19 protein-coding genes are annotated in these 16,709 nt (G+C 43.6%); 3 read left to right on the top strand and 16 right to left on the bottom strand.

Going from position 1 to position 16,709, the window contains the following annotated elements:
• Positions 1 to 15: 15 nt before the first annotated feature.
• The 16 genes from obgE to crcB form a co-directional block, all read right to left on the bottom strand.
• Positions 16 to 984 carry a GTPase ObgE gene (gene obgE, locus J7K63_09625; protein MCD6235278.1) on the bottom strand — a complete coding sequence of 323 codons (969 nt, stop codon included), beginning with the start codon at positions 982 to 984 and terminating at the stop codon, positions 16 to 18.
• Entirely contained in the window at positions 981 to 1,247 is a 267-nt protein-coding gene (locus tag J7K63_09620) for a zinc ribbon domain-containing protein (protein ID MCD6235277.1), read from the bottom strand. Before J7K63_09620 ends, obgE begins: the two co-directional genes overlap by 4 nt.
• Positions 1,247 to 2,242, bottom strand: coding sequence for a phosphate acetyltransferase (pta, locus tag J7K63_09615; GenBank protein ID MCD6235276.1), 996 nt, complete (start codon positions 2,240 to 2,242; stop codon positions 1,247 to 1,249). Before pta ends, J7K63_09620 begins: the two co-directional genes overlap by 1 nt.
• On the bottom strand, positions 2,239 to 2,727 hold the full coding sequence (gene coaD / locus J7K63_09610; GenBank protein MCD6235275.1) for a pantetheine-phosphate adenylyltransferase: 489 nt from the start codon (positions 2,725 to 2,727) through the stop codon (positions 2,239 to 2,241). The genes pta and coaD overlap by 4 nt, the downstream gene beginning before the upstream one ends.
• The gene (locus J7K63_09605) at positions 2,717 to 3,247 is read right to left on the bottom strand and encodes an RsmD family RNA methyltransferase (GenBank protein MCD6235274.1); all 531 of its coding nucleotides are present in this window, start codon (positions 3,245 to 3,247) and stop codon (positions 2,717 to 2,719) included. The genes coaD and J7K63_09605 overlap by 11 nt, the downstream gene beginning before the upstream one ends.
• Complete coding sequence (locus J7K63_09600) at positions 3,247 to 4,413, bottom strand: hypothetical protein (GenBank protein MCD6235273.1); 1,167 nt, start codon at positions 4,411 to 4,413, stop codon at positions 3,247 to 3,249. The genes J7K63_09605 and J7K63_09600 overlap by 1 nt, the downstream gene beginning before the upstream one ends.
• Before the next feature lie 2 nt (positions 4,414 to 4,415).
• Positions 4,416 to 5,294 carry a hypothetical protein gene (locus tag J7K63_09595; protein ID MCD6235272.1) on the bottom strand — a complete coding sequence of 293 codons (879 nt, stop codon included), beginning with the start codon at positions 5,292 to 5,294 and terminating at the stop codon, positions 4,416 to 4,418.
• 11 nt (positions 5,295 to 5,305) lie between these two features.
• Positions 5,306 to 6,061, bottom strand: a complete 756-nt coding sequence (locus tag J7K63_09590; protein MCD6235271.1) for a hypothetical protein — start codon at positions 6,059 to 6,061, stop codon at positions 5,306 to 5,308.
• Positions 6,062 to 6,071: 10 nt separating this feature from the next.
• Entirely contained in the window at positions 6,072 to 6,431 is a 360-nt protein-coding gene (locus tag J7K63_09585; GenBank protein MCD6235270.1) for a helix-hairpin-helix domain-containing protein, read from the bottom strand.
• A gap of 36 nt (positions 6,432 to 6,467) precedes the next feature.
• Positions 6,468 to 7,586, bottom strand: a complete 1,119-nt coding sequence (gene dnaJ / locus J7K63_09580; protein MCD6235269.1) for a molecular chaperone DnaJ — start codon at positions 7,584 to 7,586, stop codon at positions 6,468 to 6,470.
• 4 nt (positions 7,587 to 7,590) lie between these two features.
• A complete protein-coding gene (locus tag J7K63_09575; protein ID MCD6235268.1) occupies positions 7,591 to 8,256 on the bottom strand; it encodes a nucleotide exchange factor GrpE in 666 nt (221 codons plus the stop codon).
• Between the two features lie 10 nt (positions 8,257 to 8,266).
• Complete coding sequence (gene hrcA, locus J7K63_09570; protein MCD6235267.1) at positions 8,267 to 9,301, bottom strand: heat-inducible transcription repressor HrcA; 1,035 nt, start codon at positions 9,299 to 9,301, stop codon at positions 8,267 to 8,269.
• A 142-nt stretch (positions 9,302 to 9,443) separates the two neighbouring features.
• Entirely contained in the window at positions 9,444 to 10,502 is a 1,059-nt protein-coding gene (gene plsX, locus J7K63_09565) for a phosphate acyltransferase PlsX (GenBank protein MCD6235266.1), read from the bottom strand.
• A gap of 102 nt (positions 10,503 to 10,604) precedes the next feature.
• The gene (locus tag J7K63_09560) at positions 10,605 to 12,377 is read right to left on the bottom strand and encodes a PAS domain S-box protein (protein MCD6235265.1); all 1,773 of its coding nucleotides are present in this window, start codon (positions 12,375 to 12,377) and stop codon (positions 10,605 to 10,607) included.
• A gap of 157 nt (positions 12,378 to 12,534) precedes the next feature.
• A complete protein-coding gene (locus J7K63_09555) occupies positions 12,535 to 12,873 on the bottom strand; it encodes a DUF190 domain-containing protein (GenBank protein MCD6235264.1) in 339 nt (112 codons plus the stop codon).
• Positions 12,870 to 13,259, bottom strand: a complete 390-nt coding sequence (gene crcB / locus J7K63_09550; protein MCD6235263.1) for a fluoride efflux transporter CrcB — start codon at positions 13,257 to 13,259, stop codon at positions 12,870 to 12,872. Before crcB ends, J7K63_09555 begins: the two co-directional genes overlap by 4 nt.
• 352 nt (positions 13,260 to 13,611) lie before the next feature.
• Between crcB and trpE the strand changes: the two genes are divergently transcribed.
• The 3 genes from trpE to trpD are packed head-to-tail and all read left to right on the top strand — an operon-like array spanning position 13,612 to position 16,701.
• On the top strand, positions 13,612 to 15,090 hold the full coding sequence (trpE, locus tag J7K63_09545; GenBank protein ID MCD6235262.1) for an anthranilate synthase component I: 1,479 nt from the start codon (positions 13,612 to 13,614) through the stop codon (positions 15,088 to 15,090).
• Complete coding sequence (locus J7K63_09540) at positions 15,074 to 15,694, top strand: aminodeoxychorismate/anthranilate synthase component II (protein ID MCD6235261.1); 621 nt, start codon at positions 15,074 to 15,076, stop codon at positions 15,692 to 15,694. The genes trpE and J7K63_09540 overlap by 17 nt, the downstream gene beginning before the upstream one ends.
• Complete coding sequence (trpD, locus tag J7K63_09535) at positions 15,682 to 16,701, top strand: anthranilate phosphoribosyltransferase (GenBank protein ID MCD6235260.1); 1,020 nt, start codon at positions 15,682 to 15,684, stop codon at positions 16,699 to 16,701. The genes J7K63_09540 and trpD overlap by 13 nt, the downstream gene beginning before the upstream one ends.
• The last annotated feature ends 8 nt before the right edge of the window (positions 16,702 to 16,709 follow it).

The following is a 16,709-nucleotide window of genomic DNA, read 5'->3' as shown; positions in this document are numbered from 1 at the left end:
TATATATTACTATATTTATAGTATATTGTCTATTTCCCGGATAAGGGTGTGCAAGTTCCGGTTTGTTACGGCTGAAATGGTGAATATTTCTTTCAAAAAGCGTTTTTCGTCTGCTATTTTTTCTTCAGTTTCATGATCACATTTCGAAAAAACCACAATCCGTTTTTTCTCCAGCAATTGTGGATCAAAGGCATTTAATTCATCCAGAAGTGTTTGATAACTTTCTTCTGGGTTTTCGTCGTGAATATCAATCAGAAAAACAAGGACCCGGGTCCTTTCAATATGTTTCAAAAACCGGTCACCCAGTCCTCTCCCCTCATGCGCTCCGCGAATGAGTCCCGGAATATCGGCCATCACAAACGACTTATATTCACCATATTTAACAATACCAAGATTGGGAACCAGTGTGGTAAAAGGATAACCTGCGATTTTAGGTTTTGCGGCTGAGATGACGGACAGAAGGGTGCTTTTTCCTGCATTGGGAAAACCTACAAGCCCCACATCTGCCAACACTTTCAGTTCAAGCTGTATCTTTTTGAACTCACCCGGCGTTCCGGGGTTGGCATGTCTGGGGACCCGGTTAACGGAAGAAGCAAAATGTTGATTTCCCCAGCCACCACTGCCACCCCGGGCAACAATGACCTCCTGCCCTTCTTCAACCAGATCTGCAATCAATTCATGGGTTACGGCATCTTTTACCAGTGTTCCCGCGGGTACACGAATCACAATCGGTTTACCTTTCGGGCCGGAACGGTTATTTCCCTGTCCTGGTTTTCCGTTTCCCGCATGGTATTTTTTATGATACCTCACATCCTGGAGGGTATGGAGCTGTGTGGTCGCCCGGACAATTACATGACCGCCGTCTCCGCCGTCTCCGCCGTCAGGCCCGCCTTTAGGTATGTATTTTTCCCGCCGGAAACTGACGCATCCATCCCCTCCATTTCCGGCCTGGACCTGGATTTCCGTAAAATCAACAAAATTCATTTTTTACAATCCGTGCACGGTGAAGCACTTTTTTCTTTTCCTTTTTTTGCCGGAGGTTTATCAGCCGGAGTGGCTCCCGGTTTTTTCTTGTAATCATTCACATAAAAGCCTTCTCCTTTCAGAATGAATCCGGCACCGGGTGAAAGGAGCCTGACAAGGTCTCCCCCACAATGTTGACACTGCGTTAAAGGAGAATCACTCATTTTTTGAAACACTTCGGAAACCCGGCCACATTTTTTGCACTGATAGCGGTATGTCGGCATCATAACCTCCTGCTCAATGTCTGAAGAGCCGTAACCGCTGCCAGATTAACAATATCCTCCGCACTGCAACCCCTGGACAGGTCATGCATCGGTTTCTTTAATCCCTGCAGTACAGGACCAACAGCTTTGTAACCTGCCAATCGCTGAACCAGCTTATAACCGATATTTCCAGCATTGAGATCCGGAAAAATAAGAACATTGGCATAGCCGGCCACAGGACTGCCCGGTGCTTTTTTTTCACCGATAGCCGGAACAATGGATGCATCCAGCTGCAATTCACCATCAATTTTCAGATCAGGATATTTTTCCCGGGCGATTTTCAGGGCCCGTTCAACTTTGTAAACCAGATCGTGGGCTGCACTGCCTTTTGTGGAGAAACTCAAAAGAGATACAATGGGTTCCACGTTGAAAATTTGCTGATGAGTCATGGCAGTGGCATAAGCAATATCTGCTAATTGTTCACTGTTCGGATCGGGATTAACGGCACAATCCGCAAAGGAATAGATTTTATCTCCGTCTGGTGAGAACATGAGAAAATCGCTGGACATGAGGGAAATTCCGGGCTTGGTTTTAACGATGGTGACAGCAGCTCTTACCACATGGGATGTTGCATTGACCGCCCCACTGATACAGGCATCTGCCAGATCTTTCCGCAGCATCATGGCGCCAAAATATGTAGTATCCTTCACTGCATCCAGAGCAACATCAGTACTTATACCTTTTTTCTTCCTCAGCTCATAATATTCCCGGCCGAAATCCTCAAGATAATCACTATTCAATGGATTAATCACGCGTAGTGATTTGGGTTGGATACCTGCTTCGTAAGCGCTTTTTAATATCTGATTTTCATCTCCTAAAACCGTAACCCGGGCAATATGCTCAGATTCAATGGTTACAGCAGCCTGTAAAACACGGGGATCATTCCCTTCAGGAAGAACAAGATGAATATCAGTTTCTTCTATGGCACGTTTTCTAATGTGTTCAAGTGGATTCATTTTTTGAATTTCTCCTCTAGTTTCTGTTTGACATATTTCGGAACAAAGGGGGATACATCACCCTGAAAAGAGGCAATTTCCCGGACAACGGAAGAACTGAGATAGGTATTTTTTTCAGTCGGCATTAAAAAAACCGTTTCGGTATTTTTACCGATTTTTCGGTTGATCAGCGCCATCTGAAATTCATATTCAAAGTCGGAAACAGCCCTTAGGCCACGAATCAAAGCAATTGCATTCATTTTTTCTGAAAAACGGACACTGAGTCCCTGAAAAGTCACCACTTCCACCTGTTTCAGATGTTCTGTGGATTTTTCTACCATCTCTTTCCGTTCATCCACACTGAAAAGAGCTGTTTTATTTTTATTCAAAGCAATAGCTATAATCACCTTATCAAAAAGGTTTACAGCTCTTTCAATAATATCCAGATGACCATAGGTGATGGGATCAAAGGTCCCGGGATAAACAGCAATTCGTTCATTTTTCATAAATCCTGACTCCTGTTTCACCAAATACTTTCTCTTTAACCAGGATCAGATCCGTCAGAATCTGTTCTGTTTCACGAACAGAGTACTCCAGTATAAACATCCCCCCTTTTTTAAGAGCTGTGGAAACACTCTGGAAGAATATTTTATCCAGTCTGAGTTTGTAAGGCGGATCCGCAAGGATTCGATCATAATAGTCGGTATAATTTGAGCAAAAGGTTCGGGCATTCGTTTTGAAACGACGGATTTCTTTTTTTTCAAGAGCTAATTTTTCCATATTTTCGGTAATCATCCGGATAGAGAGAGGATGTTTATCCACGAAATCCACAACTGTTGCTCCCCGGGATAATGCTTCCAGTCCGAGAGAGCCGCTACCGGCAAAAAGATCCACCACCGTCATCCCTTCCCAATCCCGAATGACATTAAAAATATATTCTTTCACTTTATCGGATGTAGGACGGAGATCATACCCCGGTGTTTTGATCACCAAACCGCCAAATTCTCCGGAAATAATTCTGGGCATCACTCTTTTTCATATAACGAGACAAACAGCGTCAGTTTCAGCGGTGCCGGATAAATGTCCGAAGGTCTGCGGCCTGCAATCACCTTTGTTATAATAAACGTCGCCGGGATTGAGAGAAATTCTTCTGCAAAATCCGACAACTGGCTCACAGTACCGTAAAATGTCAGTTCAAACACTGTTTGTTTGGTTCCGGGAATAACTGACTTTCCCGTCCTTGAATCTCTGTCCGTAAAATTGACACCGGCTTTTTGTGCTGCATATCCTGTATAATCGAGAAAATCCCCGGAACTCATGGTGTAGAGAGGCCCTTCTTCTGTTTTTTCCGAAGATTGATAAGAACCGACAAAAACGCCCTCCAGGGAATCCCAGTACTTCCCGTCATAAGAGAAAAATTCCAGTGAGTCAAAAAGCTTATTTTTCATGACACGGTTAAAATATTCTTCAAAAAGTCCTATTTCAGAGGCTTTCATTTCCAGCAATTCAAGACCGGAGCTGCTGGAGTAATAGGACCAGAAGAGTCCGCTGGGGAAATGCCGGGAGAGAAGGAAAAAACGATTGAGTCTTTCTGCGGATTCGGCCATCTGCTTTTTTAGAATCTGAATATTTTCAGGTGAAGTTTTTTCCGTACCGTTCATAGCTTTTTGAATTCGAGCCAGGGTTTCACCAGCCTTCTCGTCTTCGGCGGGAACAATGGAAAATTCCTGGGTATCTGAAGGGATAGCCTTTTCAACCACAAGAACGGTATCCTTGTTTAACTTGAAGAAACCCGGGACAAATTCAGGTTTGGTTAACATAAAAACAACTGCCAGGACGATGAGAAAAAGGAGAAACAGGATAATGTTACGGCCTGCTTTCTTTTTGACAGGCGGTTTGGAGCCGTTACCACCGCCAGCCGTATCGGTTTTTTCCTCTTCTTCTGTCGCGGACTCAGCCAGTTCTTCGTCTTTGCCTGCAGGAACTTCTTCAATTGTTTCCGTCTCTTCTGCTTCCATAATAACGGCTTCTTCCGGTTCTTTTTTCGCGGGTTCAGCGACATCCTTCGGCAAGGTTTCCTGACCAGCAGCTACCTTTTCTTCAGGTGTTTCTTCTGCCGGAGATTCAGATTCTGGCGCAATGACGTCAGATTCTTCATCCTTTTCCAAAATGTTCACATCAATTTTTTTCATAATTATTCCCGGTTTATAAATCCTGCGGATTCAGTCCATAAAGACAATCCGGTGTCAGACAAATCCTTGAGAATTTCATTCCCGGATTGGCTGACATCCAGCCCTGCCCATGGATTTATAATTTCACAGAACCCAAATTTCTTAAAAGGCAACAGGGGATCTGAATCGGGTTCAAGGACTGAATACAAGAAGAGAGGACCTGTCATATCATACAAATGTTCTGTTATTTTTTCCTGTTTCAGATTTTCCGGGATGGCTGAATCCACATCGCCGCTGCTCTGCAATACGCATGGAGATCCCTGATTTGTGAAACACAGATAGCCTGCCAGGTTATCTTCCTTAAAAACGACAAGTTCCGAAAACCGGGAATCCCATTTCAAAATGGTGAATTTGTCATAATCGCCGGTAGCATAAATCATGTAGACACTGTTAATTGCATTCACAATACCCGGAGTGATTTTTTTAACGGTATATCCGGTATTTTGTGCTGCCCGAACGATCATATCCGTAATATGAGGATCATGCCAAACCGTTAAGTGACCCTTTTCCAGCGGATAAGATTTTTTTTTAAGTTTTTCAGAATAATCCTTCCCGAATCGGAGAGTATCCAGCCAATCCGGTACCGGGTTCTCATTGACAGAATATGTAAGGATATTGGGGGGCAGACTCAGGGCGATTTCATTCTGTGGAAAATTCTGAGTCCCTTTCAAAGTTTTGAACAGGGAAGTAAATTGTGACAATGCATCCTTATCATAAAAAAAGGCCCGGTTCAAATCAAAAGGAACGGGAATTTTTCCTGCATCTTCCACAACCTGATTTCCGTTTATTTCATTGGAAGAAATAAAAGTACATAATCCGGGGTTCAATGAAAGATACAACATGTTTTACCCTGTTACTTTAGCCAGCTTCGTTCACCGTCCCGTATGGATCCGTGTCCTGTATCACTGAATGTAAAGAAATAATAACGTTTAAATTCCACACCACCCCGGGTGGGACAAAAAATAGTCAGAACGCTGTCTTCAGAGAGTTCGGATTGATATAACTCATTCACAAGGGGACATACAAGGAGGGAATCCACCAGATTGTAACGGTCGTATTTAACCACCTTTTCGATACGCATTTCTGAATTGGTATCTATAATTTCCCCTTCCCAAAGAGTATCGCTGTACATCCAGCGATCACGTTCCCTGTTCAAAAAGAGCGTGTCGATCATTCCTGTTTCATCATTGGGAACCAGGGCCGTATAAATAATCTCCTCCGAAGTGTCCTGGGCATTGTAGGCATAGGCGAAGGTTGTATCAAAATCCTCATGCCAGTACTCCGGGACCTTGATGTCAATCCATTTATTATTAAAATATATTTTTTGGTTTTTCACGTACATGCTGTCCGCAAGAATCGAATCCCGAACCTGATCAATAAACTGCAATGTTTCCCGGAGGTTGGGATTGTATTCATTGCGTAAACTATGATAGAGCCGCTCTGCATTCCACAGATTCGACATTTTCCAGTGACACATTTTCCGGTAATACTCTTCTTCTTGCCAGATGGACCAGGGAATCAGAATTACCAACGCCAAAACAATCAAAAGGATGATAGTCACCCATTTAACCACAAAAGACCACTTTTCATTATATGCCTGTTGTTCCACAAGACCTCCCTTATTCTACACAAATATATTCTTCAATTAATCCCAGTAATTTGGGTCCAATTCCTTTCACATTCAGCAATTCATCCTTTTGAGTAAAAGGACCGTTGAGTTCACGATAGTTCACGATATTCTGTGCCACAGGCAGACTGACATAAGGAATAGTGGCCAGTTCATGGCCATCGGCACTGTTGATATTCACCTTCTTGTCCATATCGTAAACCGGTTTCTCATCTCCCTGATAATCAGTTTTTTTTGCCTTTCCATAAACAGATGTACCATGAAAAATCCTTTTCAGCAAAGCAAGAACACCTACTGCCAGTAGTGTCCAGGATAAGACAGACACTATTTTTTTATGAATATTGTTTAACATGGCTTTTCCCTTTTTAATCAGTCTAATCTAATAATTTCATTTATACTTTTCGATTTTTATTTTTCTATTTCGGTATAAATCCTTCAGGCGGGTGATTAATTCTTTCTCTTCTTTGGACAAATCCGTTGGTGTTTCAACCTGTATACGAATTAATTGATCTCCGTAATGGCCGCCATGGAGTCCGGGCATCCCTTTTTTCCGTAATCTCAGCATTTTACCGGAACGAATACCGGGAGGAATCTTCAGGCTGACATTTCCGGAAAGAGTGGGAACGGTGATTTTATCCCCAAGTACTGCCTGTGGCCAGGTAATCACAATACTGATATAAATATCATTATCATGACGGGTAAAGAGGGGGTGTTCCTGTTCATAGAATTCAACAATCAGATCCCCGGGGATTCCTCCCCTTACCGCTGCATTTCCCTTGCCTTTCAGGGTCATGTAATTCCCCGTGGATACACCCTGGGGAATATCAATATCCACTTTGCTTTCCGTTTTTACCCGGCCATCTCCGCGACAGTTCCGGCAGGGCTTATCAATGACCGTACCTTCACCGTGGCAATTGGGGCAAGGCCGGATATTTACCATCTGCCCCAGAAAAGAACCAACCCGTTCGCGAATTTCACCGCTTCCATGACACAGGGAACAGGTACTGCTGCCATATCCCGGTTCGGCCCCGGAGCCGTGACAGACGGGACACTCCTCATAATGGCGGACTTTGATACTTTTTTTTGTCCCTTTATAAATCTCTTCCAGTGTCAGGGAAATCCGTACCCGGAGATCCGAACCTTTCCTAACGCGCTGACGTGATCCTCCGCCGAAAAAGTCACTGAAGGGACTCCCCCCAAAAGCTCCACCGAAGATATCGCTGAACTGGGAGAAAATATCCTCCATGGACATGCCTCCACCGCCAAATCCGCTAAATCCGGAATTTTTCAACCCGTCTTCACCATATTGATCATACCGGGCCCTTTTCTCTTTATCGGATAAAACCGCATAGGCTTCCGCGGCTTCCTTGAATTTCTCTTCCGCTTCCTTATTACCCGGATTCTTATCCGGATGGTATTTCAGGGCAATTTTACGATATGCTTTTTTCAGTTCTTCCTGTGTGGCATCTTTACTGACGCCCAGTATGTCATAATAATTTTTTGCCATATTTTTATTCCGCGGCACTTACCACAACACGGGCATGCCGAAGGACCTTATTGTTTATTTCATATCCCTTTTCGAATTCTTCAATTACAGTCGGGACATCGTGCTCTTTACTTTCACGGGTCATCATGGCATCATGCTTTTCAGGATCAAAGGGTTGTCCAACTGACTCAAAAGCTTTGACACCATAACTGTTCAATATCCGTTCAAAATTGTTACGTATGAGTTTAATCCCTTCCAGCGAGACTGTCCCATTTTCGCCTTCGTGCTGTAGAAGCCGGTCCAGATCATCCATAACCGGCAACAGACTGAGAAGTATCTTTTCCCGGACCATTTCCGATTGTCTGTCAAAATCCCGGGTCATGCGCTTTTTATAATTGTCAAACTCCGCAACCAGGCGGACAAATTTATCTTCCACATCCTTCTTCTGCTCTTCTGTCTGAGCAAGCTGATCCATCAGCACCTGTAAAGGATCTGTCTCTTTCTCCTCAACCGGTTCAATCCCTTCCGCTTCAGGTTGTTTTGTCTCTTCTTTCTTTTTGGATTTTTCCTCAGTTTTTTCCCGTTTCTCTTTTTCTTTGGATTTTGTTTCCCCTTTGTTCACATCACGGGATTTTTCCTTATCCAATATCTCATGATCTTGAGTGTCTTTTACGGTCTCATCTTTTTTCATAAAGAGTATCCTATATACCTTCCTTAATGTTATTGATTTTCTCGTTGATTTTACGGCGGACAAATCCCAACAGGGGAACGATAAAATCGTAATCCATTCTGGAAGGACCGACAACAGCGAGGGTGCCTTCCAGATTCCCCAGTGTAAAGCCGGACATCAGCACACTGCAGTTTGTACCGGATACAAAATCGATATCGTCACCTGTCAGGAGTGTCAGAGAGTTTGTCTGAATTGTGCCTGAAATTTTTTCCCGGAGTCTGAACATCCACCCGTCTGTCATCAACAGGTGCACGACGGCAGATTTCGCAGGTTCCCGGAATTCCGGTTTTGCCAGGAAAGAGTAATTTTCACTGGTATGGATCCGGGGCATCATCTGCTGTTCAATCTGATCGCAAATCAGTTCCACCAGTCCCCGCTCGCCTTTGGGAATATCATTCAGAATCCGTTCCAGCTTCCGTTTCATGGTGTAGAGGTTAACACCCACGAAAAGTTCCTTAAACAAGGACTGGATAAAATGTAACCGGGATTTATTCAATACCTGACGTGTTTCCACCATAACCGTCTTCACCAGTCCGTTTTCAATCTGAAAAACTAAGAGAAGCCGGTCTCCTGACAATTCAAGGAGCTGAATATCATTCACAACGCCTTTCATAAACACCGGAGCCATGGCCACACCGATTTCATCCGTCATGGTTCCCAACAGCCGTGAGGTGAGATTCAACAGCATTTCAATATCGGAAGGGGTGCGATTCAGCGCTTCATGAATGGCATGCTTGATTGAATCCTCCGGTTCCGGTGAGACCAAGAGAGTGTCAACATAGTACTTATATCCCCTGTTCGTGGGAATGCGTCCCGAAGATGTAAAAGGATGGGTCAAAACCCCCTGATTTTCAAGTCCCACCATGATATTCCGGACCGTTGCGGCCGATATGGTCGGGATATACTTTTCCACAATCACCCTGGAAGAAACAGGCTCTGCCGAGGCTATATACTCCCGGATCACGCAGGCCAACACTTTATTTTCCAATTCTTTTGTACGTGCCATCTTTTATCTCACAATCATCGTAGATGTTAACAAATTCATTGTTTTTTTTCAAGCTGTAAAAGTATACGCATCCCTCCTGAAAAATGGGTGTAAGTTTATGATATTGTTGATTTTAAAAGTCCTGACTTATTTTACGGCAGACTTAGACTTCCACATCATAATCTGCATGGTGATACTCATAATCGGTGATATACCTGCTGATTTGCCCGGTGATATCATCCCGAACAGACTTTGCCGCCAGTTTCAGGGCATTTTTAATCGCTTTAGCCGTTGACCGGCCGTGGCACTTGATAATCATTTTATCAAAGCCGAAAATGGGTGCTCCGCCGTATTCCTGATAATCTGTCACATCTTTCAATTTGCGAATACCGCCGGATAACATAATGATACCCATTTTCCACAACACATTCTGGCGAAAGGCCTGTTTACCGAGGTGTTTCACGGAGCTTGCCATTCCCTCCATCACCTTCAGGGCAATGTTTCCCGTAAGTCCCTCGGTGACAACCACATCTGCCAGTCCCTGCATAATCTGATTTCCCTCAATATTGCCGATAAAATTAATATCCGGCAGGGTTTTTAAAATCGCATGGGTCCTGGCCAGTTTCTCTCCCCCTTTATACTCCTCAGCTCCAATGTTCAGAAGTCCCACGGTGGGATTGTCAATTTTCTTAATCTCCCGTGCATAGGTCGCCCCCATGAAAGCAAAATGGACCAAATCGTGGTGAGAATTGTGTATGTTGGCCCCCACATCCAGGAGAAGTGAAAAGATATCGTCTCTTTTTTGAATGTTATGGGTGGGATAACTTGCCGCCAGGGCTGCCTTATGGACGCCCAGAATTCTGGGAATATTTTTTGCTGCAGATAAAATCACGGCACCTGTACTCCCGGCTGATACCAAAGCATGAGCACTCCCCTCTGAGACCTTTTGGGTTGCAAGCACAATGGATGCATCCGGTTTCTGATTTATGGCGATTTTTGGATTTTCTCCCATTGAAATCTGGTGTGTCGTATGGATAATTTCAAGTTGGTTCGCATGATATTTATGCTTTTTCAGTTCTTTCTGAATGGCTTTTTCATCACCTATCAGCAAGACCTTCAGGGAAGATTCAAGAGTTGCTTCTGCAGCACCCTGAACAGTAACCGCCGGCGCATCGTCACCGCCCATGACATCCAGAGCTATTGTAATTTCATTACTTTCCATAATTCTCTTTCACATCATTTTCTGATAAATATACCGTTTCTCCTGATACTAAACAAGACAGCCATGAGTTCCAATATCTATACGCATTTTTACAAAATCGGGCTATAAGCAGAATTCAATTGTTGTTTGAGTCCCCTGTTTCCCGTCAATGCTCATTTTCCCCTTGAGTTCTTTGACAAGTATATCAATCAGCATAAATCCCATACTTTTCTGACTTCCGATAGAAAAATCATCCGGGAGCCCTACTCCATCATCTTTTACTGTAAAATACAGCTGATTTCCTTCCTGGTGGATTTCTATTGTAATCGTCCCTTTTTCATTGTGGGGATAAGCATATTTTAAAGAATTTGTCAATAACTCATTTAGAATCAGCCCAAGACTTGCCGCCCGTTTTGTAACGAGTCTGACAGGATCCAGACGGGTCTCCAGATGCAAGCGGTTGGACCCTGCCGTAAAGGTTTCCAGAATATTTTCTGCCAGGGTTTTGATGTATTGGCTCAGTTCAATCGATTCCATATCACTTGTAAGGTTCAAACGCTTATAAATCGCAGCCACAGAATGGATGCGGCTTCGGATATTCTGAAAGATATCCCGCATTTCAGGATCCTGGACCTGGCGCATTTCCAAACTGATAATACTTGCTAAAATATTCATATTGTTTTTTACCCGGTGCTGGAGTTCACGCATGAACATTTCTTTCTGGTGAACGAGCTCCTTGAGGGACTCCTTATTCCGAACCCTCTGGGTGATATCTCTGAAAACACTCAGCAACAAAGTGTCACTGATAAAGGCGATAGAAACACCAAACCATTTCTGTTCCCCGTTCCACAGGGTGAAAGGGCGTTCGATATAGGGCTGGACGGTTTTATTTAAAAAGTTCTCTTTATACCGTTTTACTATTCTATGCTGTTCTTCCGGGAAATAGATTATTCCAAGGGACTGTCCTTCCATTTCATTCTTTGGCATGCCCATCATTGTACAGAATGCATCATTGACCATGACAATACGTCCTTCGGCATCGGTTAGTCGCATACCGTCTTTGGACTGGTCCCAAACGGAGTGAAGGAGCTGTTCTGATTGTTTTAGGGATTCTTGTGTCTTTTTCTGTTCATCGATGTCAATATGGACACCAGCCGCTCTCAGGGGCTTTCCGGATTTGTCCCTTTCCACAATTTGTCCTACATTGAGAATCCATTTCCAGGAGCCGTCGGCACACCGGAGTCTGTGTTCAATCCTGAAATAATCTGTTTTTCCCTCCTCATGTTCCTGAATAATCCGGTTGGTTTCATCTTTATCCTCGGGGTGAATCAGATCTAAAAAGGCATTTTTATGGGTTTCAATATCTGAAGGGGCATATCCCAGCATTTCAGCCCAGGTTTTATTCCGGACAATGGTTCCTGACCTGAAATCCTGGTCCCACAATCCAATACGGGCACTCTTAACGGCAATATTCAGACGGCTTTCGCTCTCTTTTAGCTTGTCTGTCGCTTCAACCAGTTCTGTTTTATCCCGGAAAACGGCTAAAACCTGCTCCGGTTCACCCGGGATCTTTACATAAGTATTATAAACCTCAAACCATCGAACGGTCCCGTCATGCAAAATATATTGATTCAGTACATGCGGCGGAATGGTCCGGGCTTTAAAGCGTTCACAGTGCTTCCGTATGATACGGGATGCATCTTGTTGATATATCACTGACAGGGGCTTCCCGATCAGGGCTTCCCGGGGTAAATGAATCATCTCGCAGAATGCAGTATTGACATCCCGTACAATTCCCTCGGCATCTGTGAGCCGCATCCCGTCCCGGGCGGATTCCCATATCTGCCGGAATTTGGCTTCACTGGCACGTAATCTTTTTATTTCTTTTGTTTCCATAAGATAAATCTGGGAATAATGTTAATAAATTTCGGGTTCAATCAAAGCATTTGTCAAGATTTTTACATAGTATATTGAGATGTAACATATTTTTTTGCGTAAAACAAACGGTTAACCTATTAAATAATCAAAAGTGCTATTTCAAAAAACGATTCCTTCAGGAGGATCGGTGCCTGTAAAACATAACAGACACTTTTTCCCGGGTAATCAAACCGTCCTTAACCGTTTCATCGAGAAAAGGGATGATTTGTTTAATTCTCTCCTCGTGGTCTACAATTTCAATAATCACCGGCAAATCTTCAGACAATCTGAGAAATTTAGACGAATGAATACGGCTGTCCGCGCCGTAACCCATGATACCCCGGGTCACCGTGGCGCCTGCAATATTGAGTTCACGGGCTTTCATGACAATGGCCTCATAAAGAGGTTTGCCATGATATGTATCTCCTTCACCAATAAATACGCGTAATAAAATACCCTCATCCGGTAGTTTCATGGCCTGACTCCCTGTACAAAAAATTTAGCAAAAAAGTACCCCCAAAATACAAACAATAAGCCTAACATATTGTTTAATAAAATATTTATCAGCACAAATTTAATTTCCCCTTCTCTCAACAAATTCAAGGTTTCCAGCATAAAGGATGAAAAGGTCGTAAAACCTCCCAGGATACCAATAAAAACAAAAACTTTAATATTTACCGGAATATGCTCCAACTCCCAGAATCCCCAAAGAAAACCTATTAAAAGAGATCCAATCAAGTTAACGACCAGTGTGCCATAAGGGAATGTCGTATTAAACAACCGGTAGGAAATACCGGACACCCCGTAGCGAGCCAGGGTTCCCAATGCTCCACCTGCCATAAGGAAAAAAATTTTAATCATCACATTTCATCTTTTACTTTTATGTAATTTGCAATTGGAAATTAAGTTATTGGCTCAAAAGAAAAATAACAATAAAAAATAATCTCATCGATTCCCACAAATGAGGTCAAATCATTCTCCTTGATTCTATAAATAGAAACGTTATAAATTACTCCAACAGATATTGAGAAAAATTTTATGAAAAACAGAACACACATCATACTCAATATAAACCGGTGGTGGAAAAATACCATCGTGGGAGGGGTGTGTTTTTGTAAAACATAACTGTTAAAGAAAAACAAACACTTACCCGGCCCACTTAGGAATAAGTGGGCTTTTTACATGGGTACAAAAAAATTAGGACAGGTATTACATGACATTTGAAGAATTCAGGCAAATAGCATCTCCTAAAACAATAATTCCCGTCTTTGAACGGTTTAACGGAGATTTTGTAACTCCCGTAATGGTGTATTTAAAAATGAGACAGCCTGGACACCATTCATTCTTATTGGAAAGCGTCCTCAAAGGTGAACACCTGGGTCGATATTCTTTTATCGGTTTTTCTCCTTTTCACCTTTTAAAAGATACCGGCACCGGGATTATGGAAACCGGTTCCGGAGAAGAAAATACATCCGGGAAAACATCCTTTTTTGAAAGATTATCCGAACTTTTATCCCAATATACGCCGGTTCACCGGGAAGGACTTCCCCGGTTTACCTGTGGCGCAGTGGGATTTATCGGATACGAAATGGTCCGGGAATATGAAGTGCTTCCAACTCCTAAAAGGGATCCCATCGGAACAGACAATGCACTAATGGCTTTTTATAAAGACCTGATTGCCTTTGATCATTTAAAAAATGAAGTCATTCTTATCGCGAATGTTTTTGTGGACAATACGCGCAATCTTCCTTCTTTGTACCAGGATGCCCGATCCCGGCTGGAAGTCATGCATGATAAAATCCGGATTGTAACAGATCTGAAAACGTCATTCACAGCTATTCCTGAGAGTCTTTCGGTAAATTTTAAAAAAGAAGATTTTACACAGGCAGTTTCCAGGGCGAAGGAATACATCAGGACAGGTGATATCTTTCAAACCGTCTTATCCCGGCGTTTTCACATGGATTTCAGTGGCGATGCCTTTCATATCTATCGTTCTCTTCGCACTATCAACCCTTCCCCTTACCTCTTTTATCTGGATTGTGGTGGATACCAGATTATCGGTTCTTCTCCCGAGCCCCTGATCCGGTGCCAGGATCACGAACTGGAAATCATTCCCATTGCAGGGACGCGTCCCCGGGGACAGAGCCGTGAGGATGACGAAGCCAATTCCCGGGACCTGTTAAAAGATCCCAAGGAACAGGCTGAACACGTCATGCTGGTAGACCTGGCCAGGAATGATATGGGACGCATTGCTGAATATGGTAGTATCCGGGTGGAAGATTTTCAAACAATCGAACGGTATTCTCATGTGATGCATATTATATCCCGGGTCCGGGGACATTTACGGCAGGATTTTCGCGCCATTGATGCTTTTAAAGCAGCTTTTCCCGCTGGTACCGTCAGCGGAGCGCCAAAAATCCGGGCCATGGAAATCATTCACGAACTGGAACCGGAAAAGCGGGGTATTTATTCCGGTGCCGTCGGTTACTTTGATTATTCAGGAAATTCCGATACATGCATCGCCATCCGAACCCTGATTGCCAAAAATAACAGGCTCTATATTCAGGCAGGGGCAGGAATTGTTGCCGATAGTATCCCCGAAAAGGAATATGAAGAAACGGGACATAAAGCCGAAGCCATGCTCAAAGCCATTGAAAAAGCCGGGGAGGGAATTCATGATTTTATTCATTGATAACTTCGACTCTTTCACCTACAACCTCGTACAAATATTTGGGAGTCGCGGTGAAAAGATACACGTTATCCGCAATAACGAGGCAGATATTGATTATATCCGCCAACTTAACCCCGATGGCATTGTCATTTCTCCTGGTCCGGGATATCCGGAAAAAGCAGGAATTTCTCTAGCGGTTATCCAAACATTTTACCGGGATATTCCTGTCCTGGGCGTCTGCCTGGGACACCAGTGTATCGCTGCTGCTTTTGGAGGAAAAATCATTCAGGAAAAGAATCCGGTTCACGGGAAAACATCGGAAATTTTCCATAATGGATACATCCTGTACCGGCAAATTCCCTCTCCTTTCTTTGCAACCCGCTATCATTCCCTGGTTGCTGATCCTCATTCCCTTCCTCCTTCATTATGCGTCGATGCCCGGACAAAAGACGGTTTGATCATGGGAATCCATCACAGGGAATATCCGGTTTCAGGAGTCCAGTTTCATCCTGAATCCATTCTCACCTCTTTTGGAGAAACCCTGATTCATAACTGGCTGGATGCCTTTATTATAAAAGAATCATCTGAAAATAAACAACACACGGAGGAACCATGGAAACATTAAAACCCTTTTTGGAAAAAATCGTCAATGGCGAGGATTTATCACGCCGGGAGGCAGCTCAGGTATTGGAAAAAATCATCAACGGGACTGTCACTCCTGGAGAAATCGGAGCCTTGTTAATAGGACTCCGTATGAAAGGGGAATCAGTAGAGGAAATATTAGGTTTTGTAGATACGATGGAGAAACACATGGTGAGAGTCGAGCTCGCCATGGATGATGCCATTGATGTCTGCGGAACAGGTGGAGATAATAAACACTCATTAAACATCTCCACGGTCAGTGCGTTTATCGTATCTGCCGGAGGTGTCCCCGTGGCTAAACACGGTAACCGGTCTGTATCAAGCCAGTGTGGATCGGCCGATGTATTAGAAGCTCTTGGAATCAATATTAATCTGGGACCGAGTGAGGTATTGACCTGTATCAGGGAAACTGGTATTGGTTTTCTCTTTGCTCCCCGATATCATCCGGTCATGAAAGCCGTGCTTCCCCATCGCAAAAACCTGGGATTGCGAACCATTTTCAATATGCTGGGACCTCTCATGAATCCGGCGGGTGTACGTCGTCAATTAGTAGGGACTTATAACCGGGAAACAGCAAAGAAACTGGCGGAAGTCATGCTTATGAAAGGACACACCAAAGCCTGTACGGTCCACAGTGATGACGGTTACGATGAAGTTTCACCCTTTGCATCCAATTACATTTATGAAATTGATAATGGTCATATTCGTGAATATACCTATCATCACGAAACACCCCCGGGAAATGGGAGAGAAACTCTCTATGGAACAAACAGTCATGACAATGCCCACAAAATCACGGCCTTATTGTCCGGAGAAAAAAATTCCGCCCGGGACATGATCATCTTGAATGCTGCTTTTGCCTTTTACGTAGCGGGAAAAGTATCCGGGATCCCCGAAGGCATTGAACATGCAGAAGAAATGATCGACAGCGGAGCAGCTCTTGCTAAACTCCATGCCCTTCGGAAGCTTAGCAGGATCTATTCTGTATAAAGCAAGTG

This window comes from Candidatus Neomarinimicrobiota bacterium (assembly GCA_021157965.1).
In the GTDB taxonomy this organism is placed as follows: Bacteria; Fidelibacterota; Fidelibacteria; order Fidelibacterales; family Fidelibacteraceae; genus Fidelibacter.
This window is presented reverse-complemented; position numbering and strand designations above follow the sequence as displayed.

Excerpts from the sequence above, each read along its gene's own strand:
- obgE (MCD6235278.1), bottom strand. The coding sequence starts at position 984 with ATGAATTTTGTTGATTTTACGGAAATCCAGGTCCAGGCCGGAAATGGA.
- plsX (MCD6235266.1), bottom strand. The coding sequence starts at position 10,502 with ATGGAAAGTAATGAAATTACAATAGCTCTGGATGTCATGGGCGGTGAC.
- J7K63_09560 (MCD6235265.1), bottom strand. The coding sequence starts at position 12,377 with ATGGAAACAAAAGAAATAAAAAGATTACGTGCCAGTGAAGCCAAATTC.
- J7K63_09595 (MCD6235272.1), bottom strand. The coding sequence starts at position 5,294 with ATGTTGTATCTTTCATTGAACCCCGGATTATGTACTTTTATTTCTTCC.
- J7K63_09575 (MCD6235268.1), bottom strand. The coding sequence starts at position 8,256 with ATGAAAAAAGATGAGACCGTAAAAGACACTCAAGATCATGAGATATTG.
- pta (MCD6235276.1), bottom strand. The coding sequence starts at position 2,242 with ATGAATCCACTTGAACACATTAGAAAACGTGCCATAGAAGAAACTGAT.
- dnaJ (MCD6235269.1), bottom strand. The coding sequence starts at position 7,586 with ATGGCAAAAAATTATTATGACATACTGGGCGTCAGTAAAGATGCCACA.
- J7K63_09600 (MCD6235273.1), bottom strand. The coding sequence starts at position 4,413 with ATGAAAAAAATTGATGTGAACATTTTGGAAAAGGATGAAGAATCTGAC.
- coaD (MCD6235275.1), bottom strand. The coding sequence starts at position 2,727 with ATGAAAAATGAACGAATTGCTGTTTATCCCGGGACCTTTGATCCCATC.
- trpD (MCD6235260.1), top strand. The coding sequence starts at position 15,682 with ATGGAAACATTAAAACCCTTTTTGGAAAAAATCGTCAATGGCGAGGAT.
- J7K63_09585 (MCD6235270.1), bottom strand. The coding sequence starts at position 6,431 with ATGTTAAACAATATTCATAAAAAAATAGTGTCTGTCTTATCCTGGACA.
- J7K63_09555 (MCD6235264.1), bottom strand. The coding sequence starts at position 12,873 with ATGAAACTACCGGATGAGGGTATTTTATTACGCGTATTTATTGGTGAA.
- trpE (MCD6235262.1), top strand. The coding sequence starts at position 13,612 with ATGACATTTGAAGAATTCAGGCAAATAGCATCTCCTAAAACAATAATT.
- crcB (MCD6235263.1), bottom strand. The coding sequence starts at position 13,259 with ATGATTAAAATTTTTTTCCTTATGGCAGGTGGAGCATTGGGAACCCTG.
- J7K63_09540 (MCD6235261.1), top strand. The coding sequence starts at position 15,074 with ATGATTTTATTCATTGATAACTTCGACTCTTTCACCTACAACCTCGTA.
- J7K63_09620 (MCD6235277.1), bottom strand. The coding sequence starts at position 1,247 with ATGCCGACATACCGCTATCAGTGCAAAAAATGTGGCCGGGTTTCCGAA.
- J7K63_09605 (MCD6235274.1), bottom strand. The coding sequence starts at position 3,247 with ATGCCCAGAATTATTTCCGGAGAATTTGGCGGTTTGGTGATCAAAACA.
- hrcA (MCD6235267.1), bottom strand. The coding sequence starts at position 9,301 with ATGGCACGTACAAAAGAATTGGAAAATAAAGTGTTGGCCTGCGTGATC.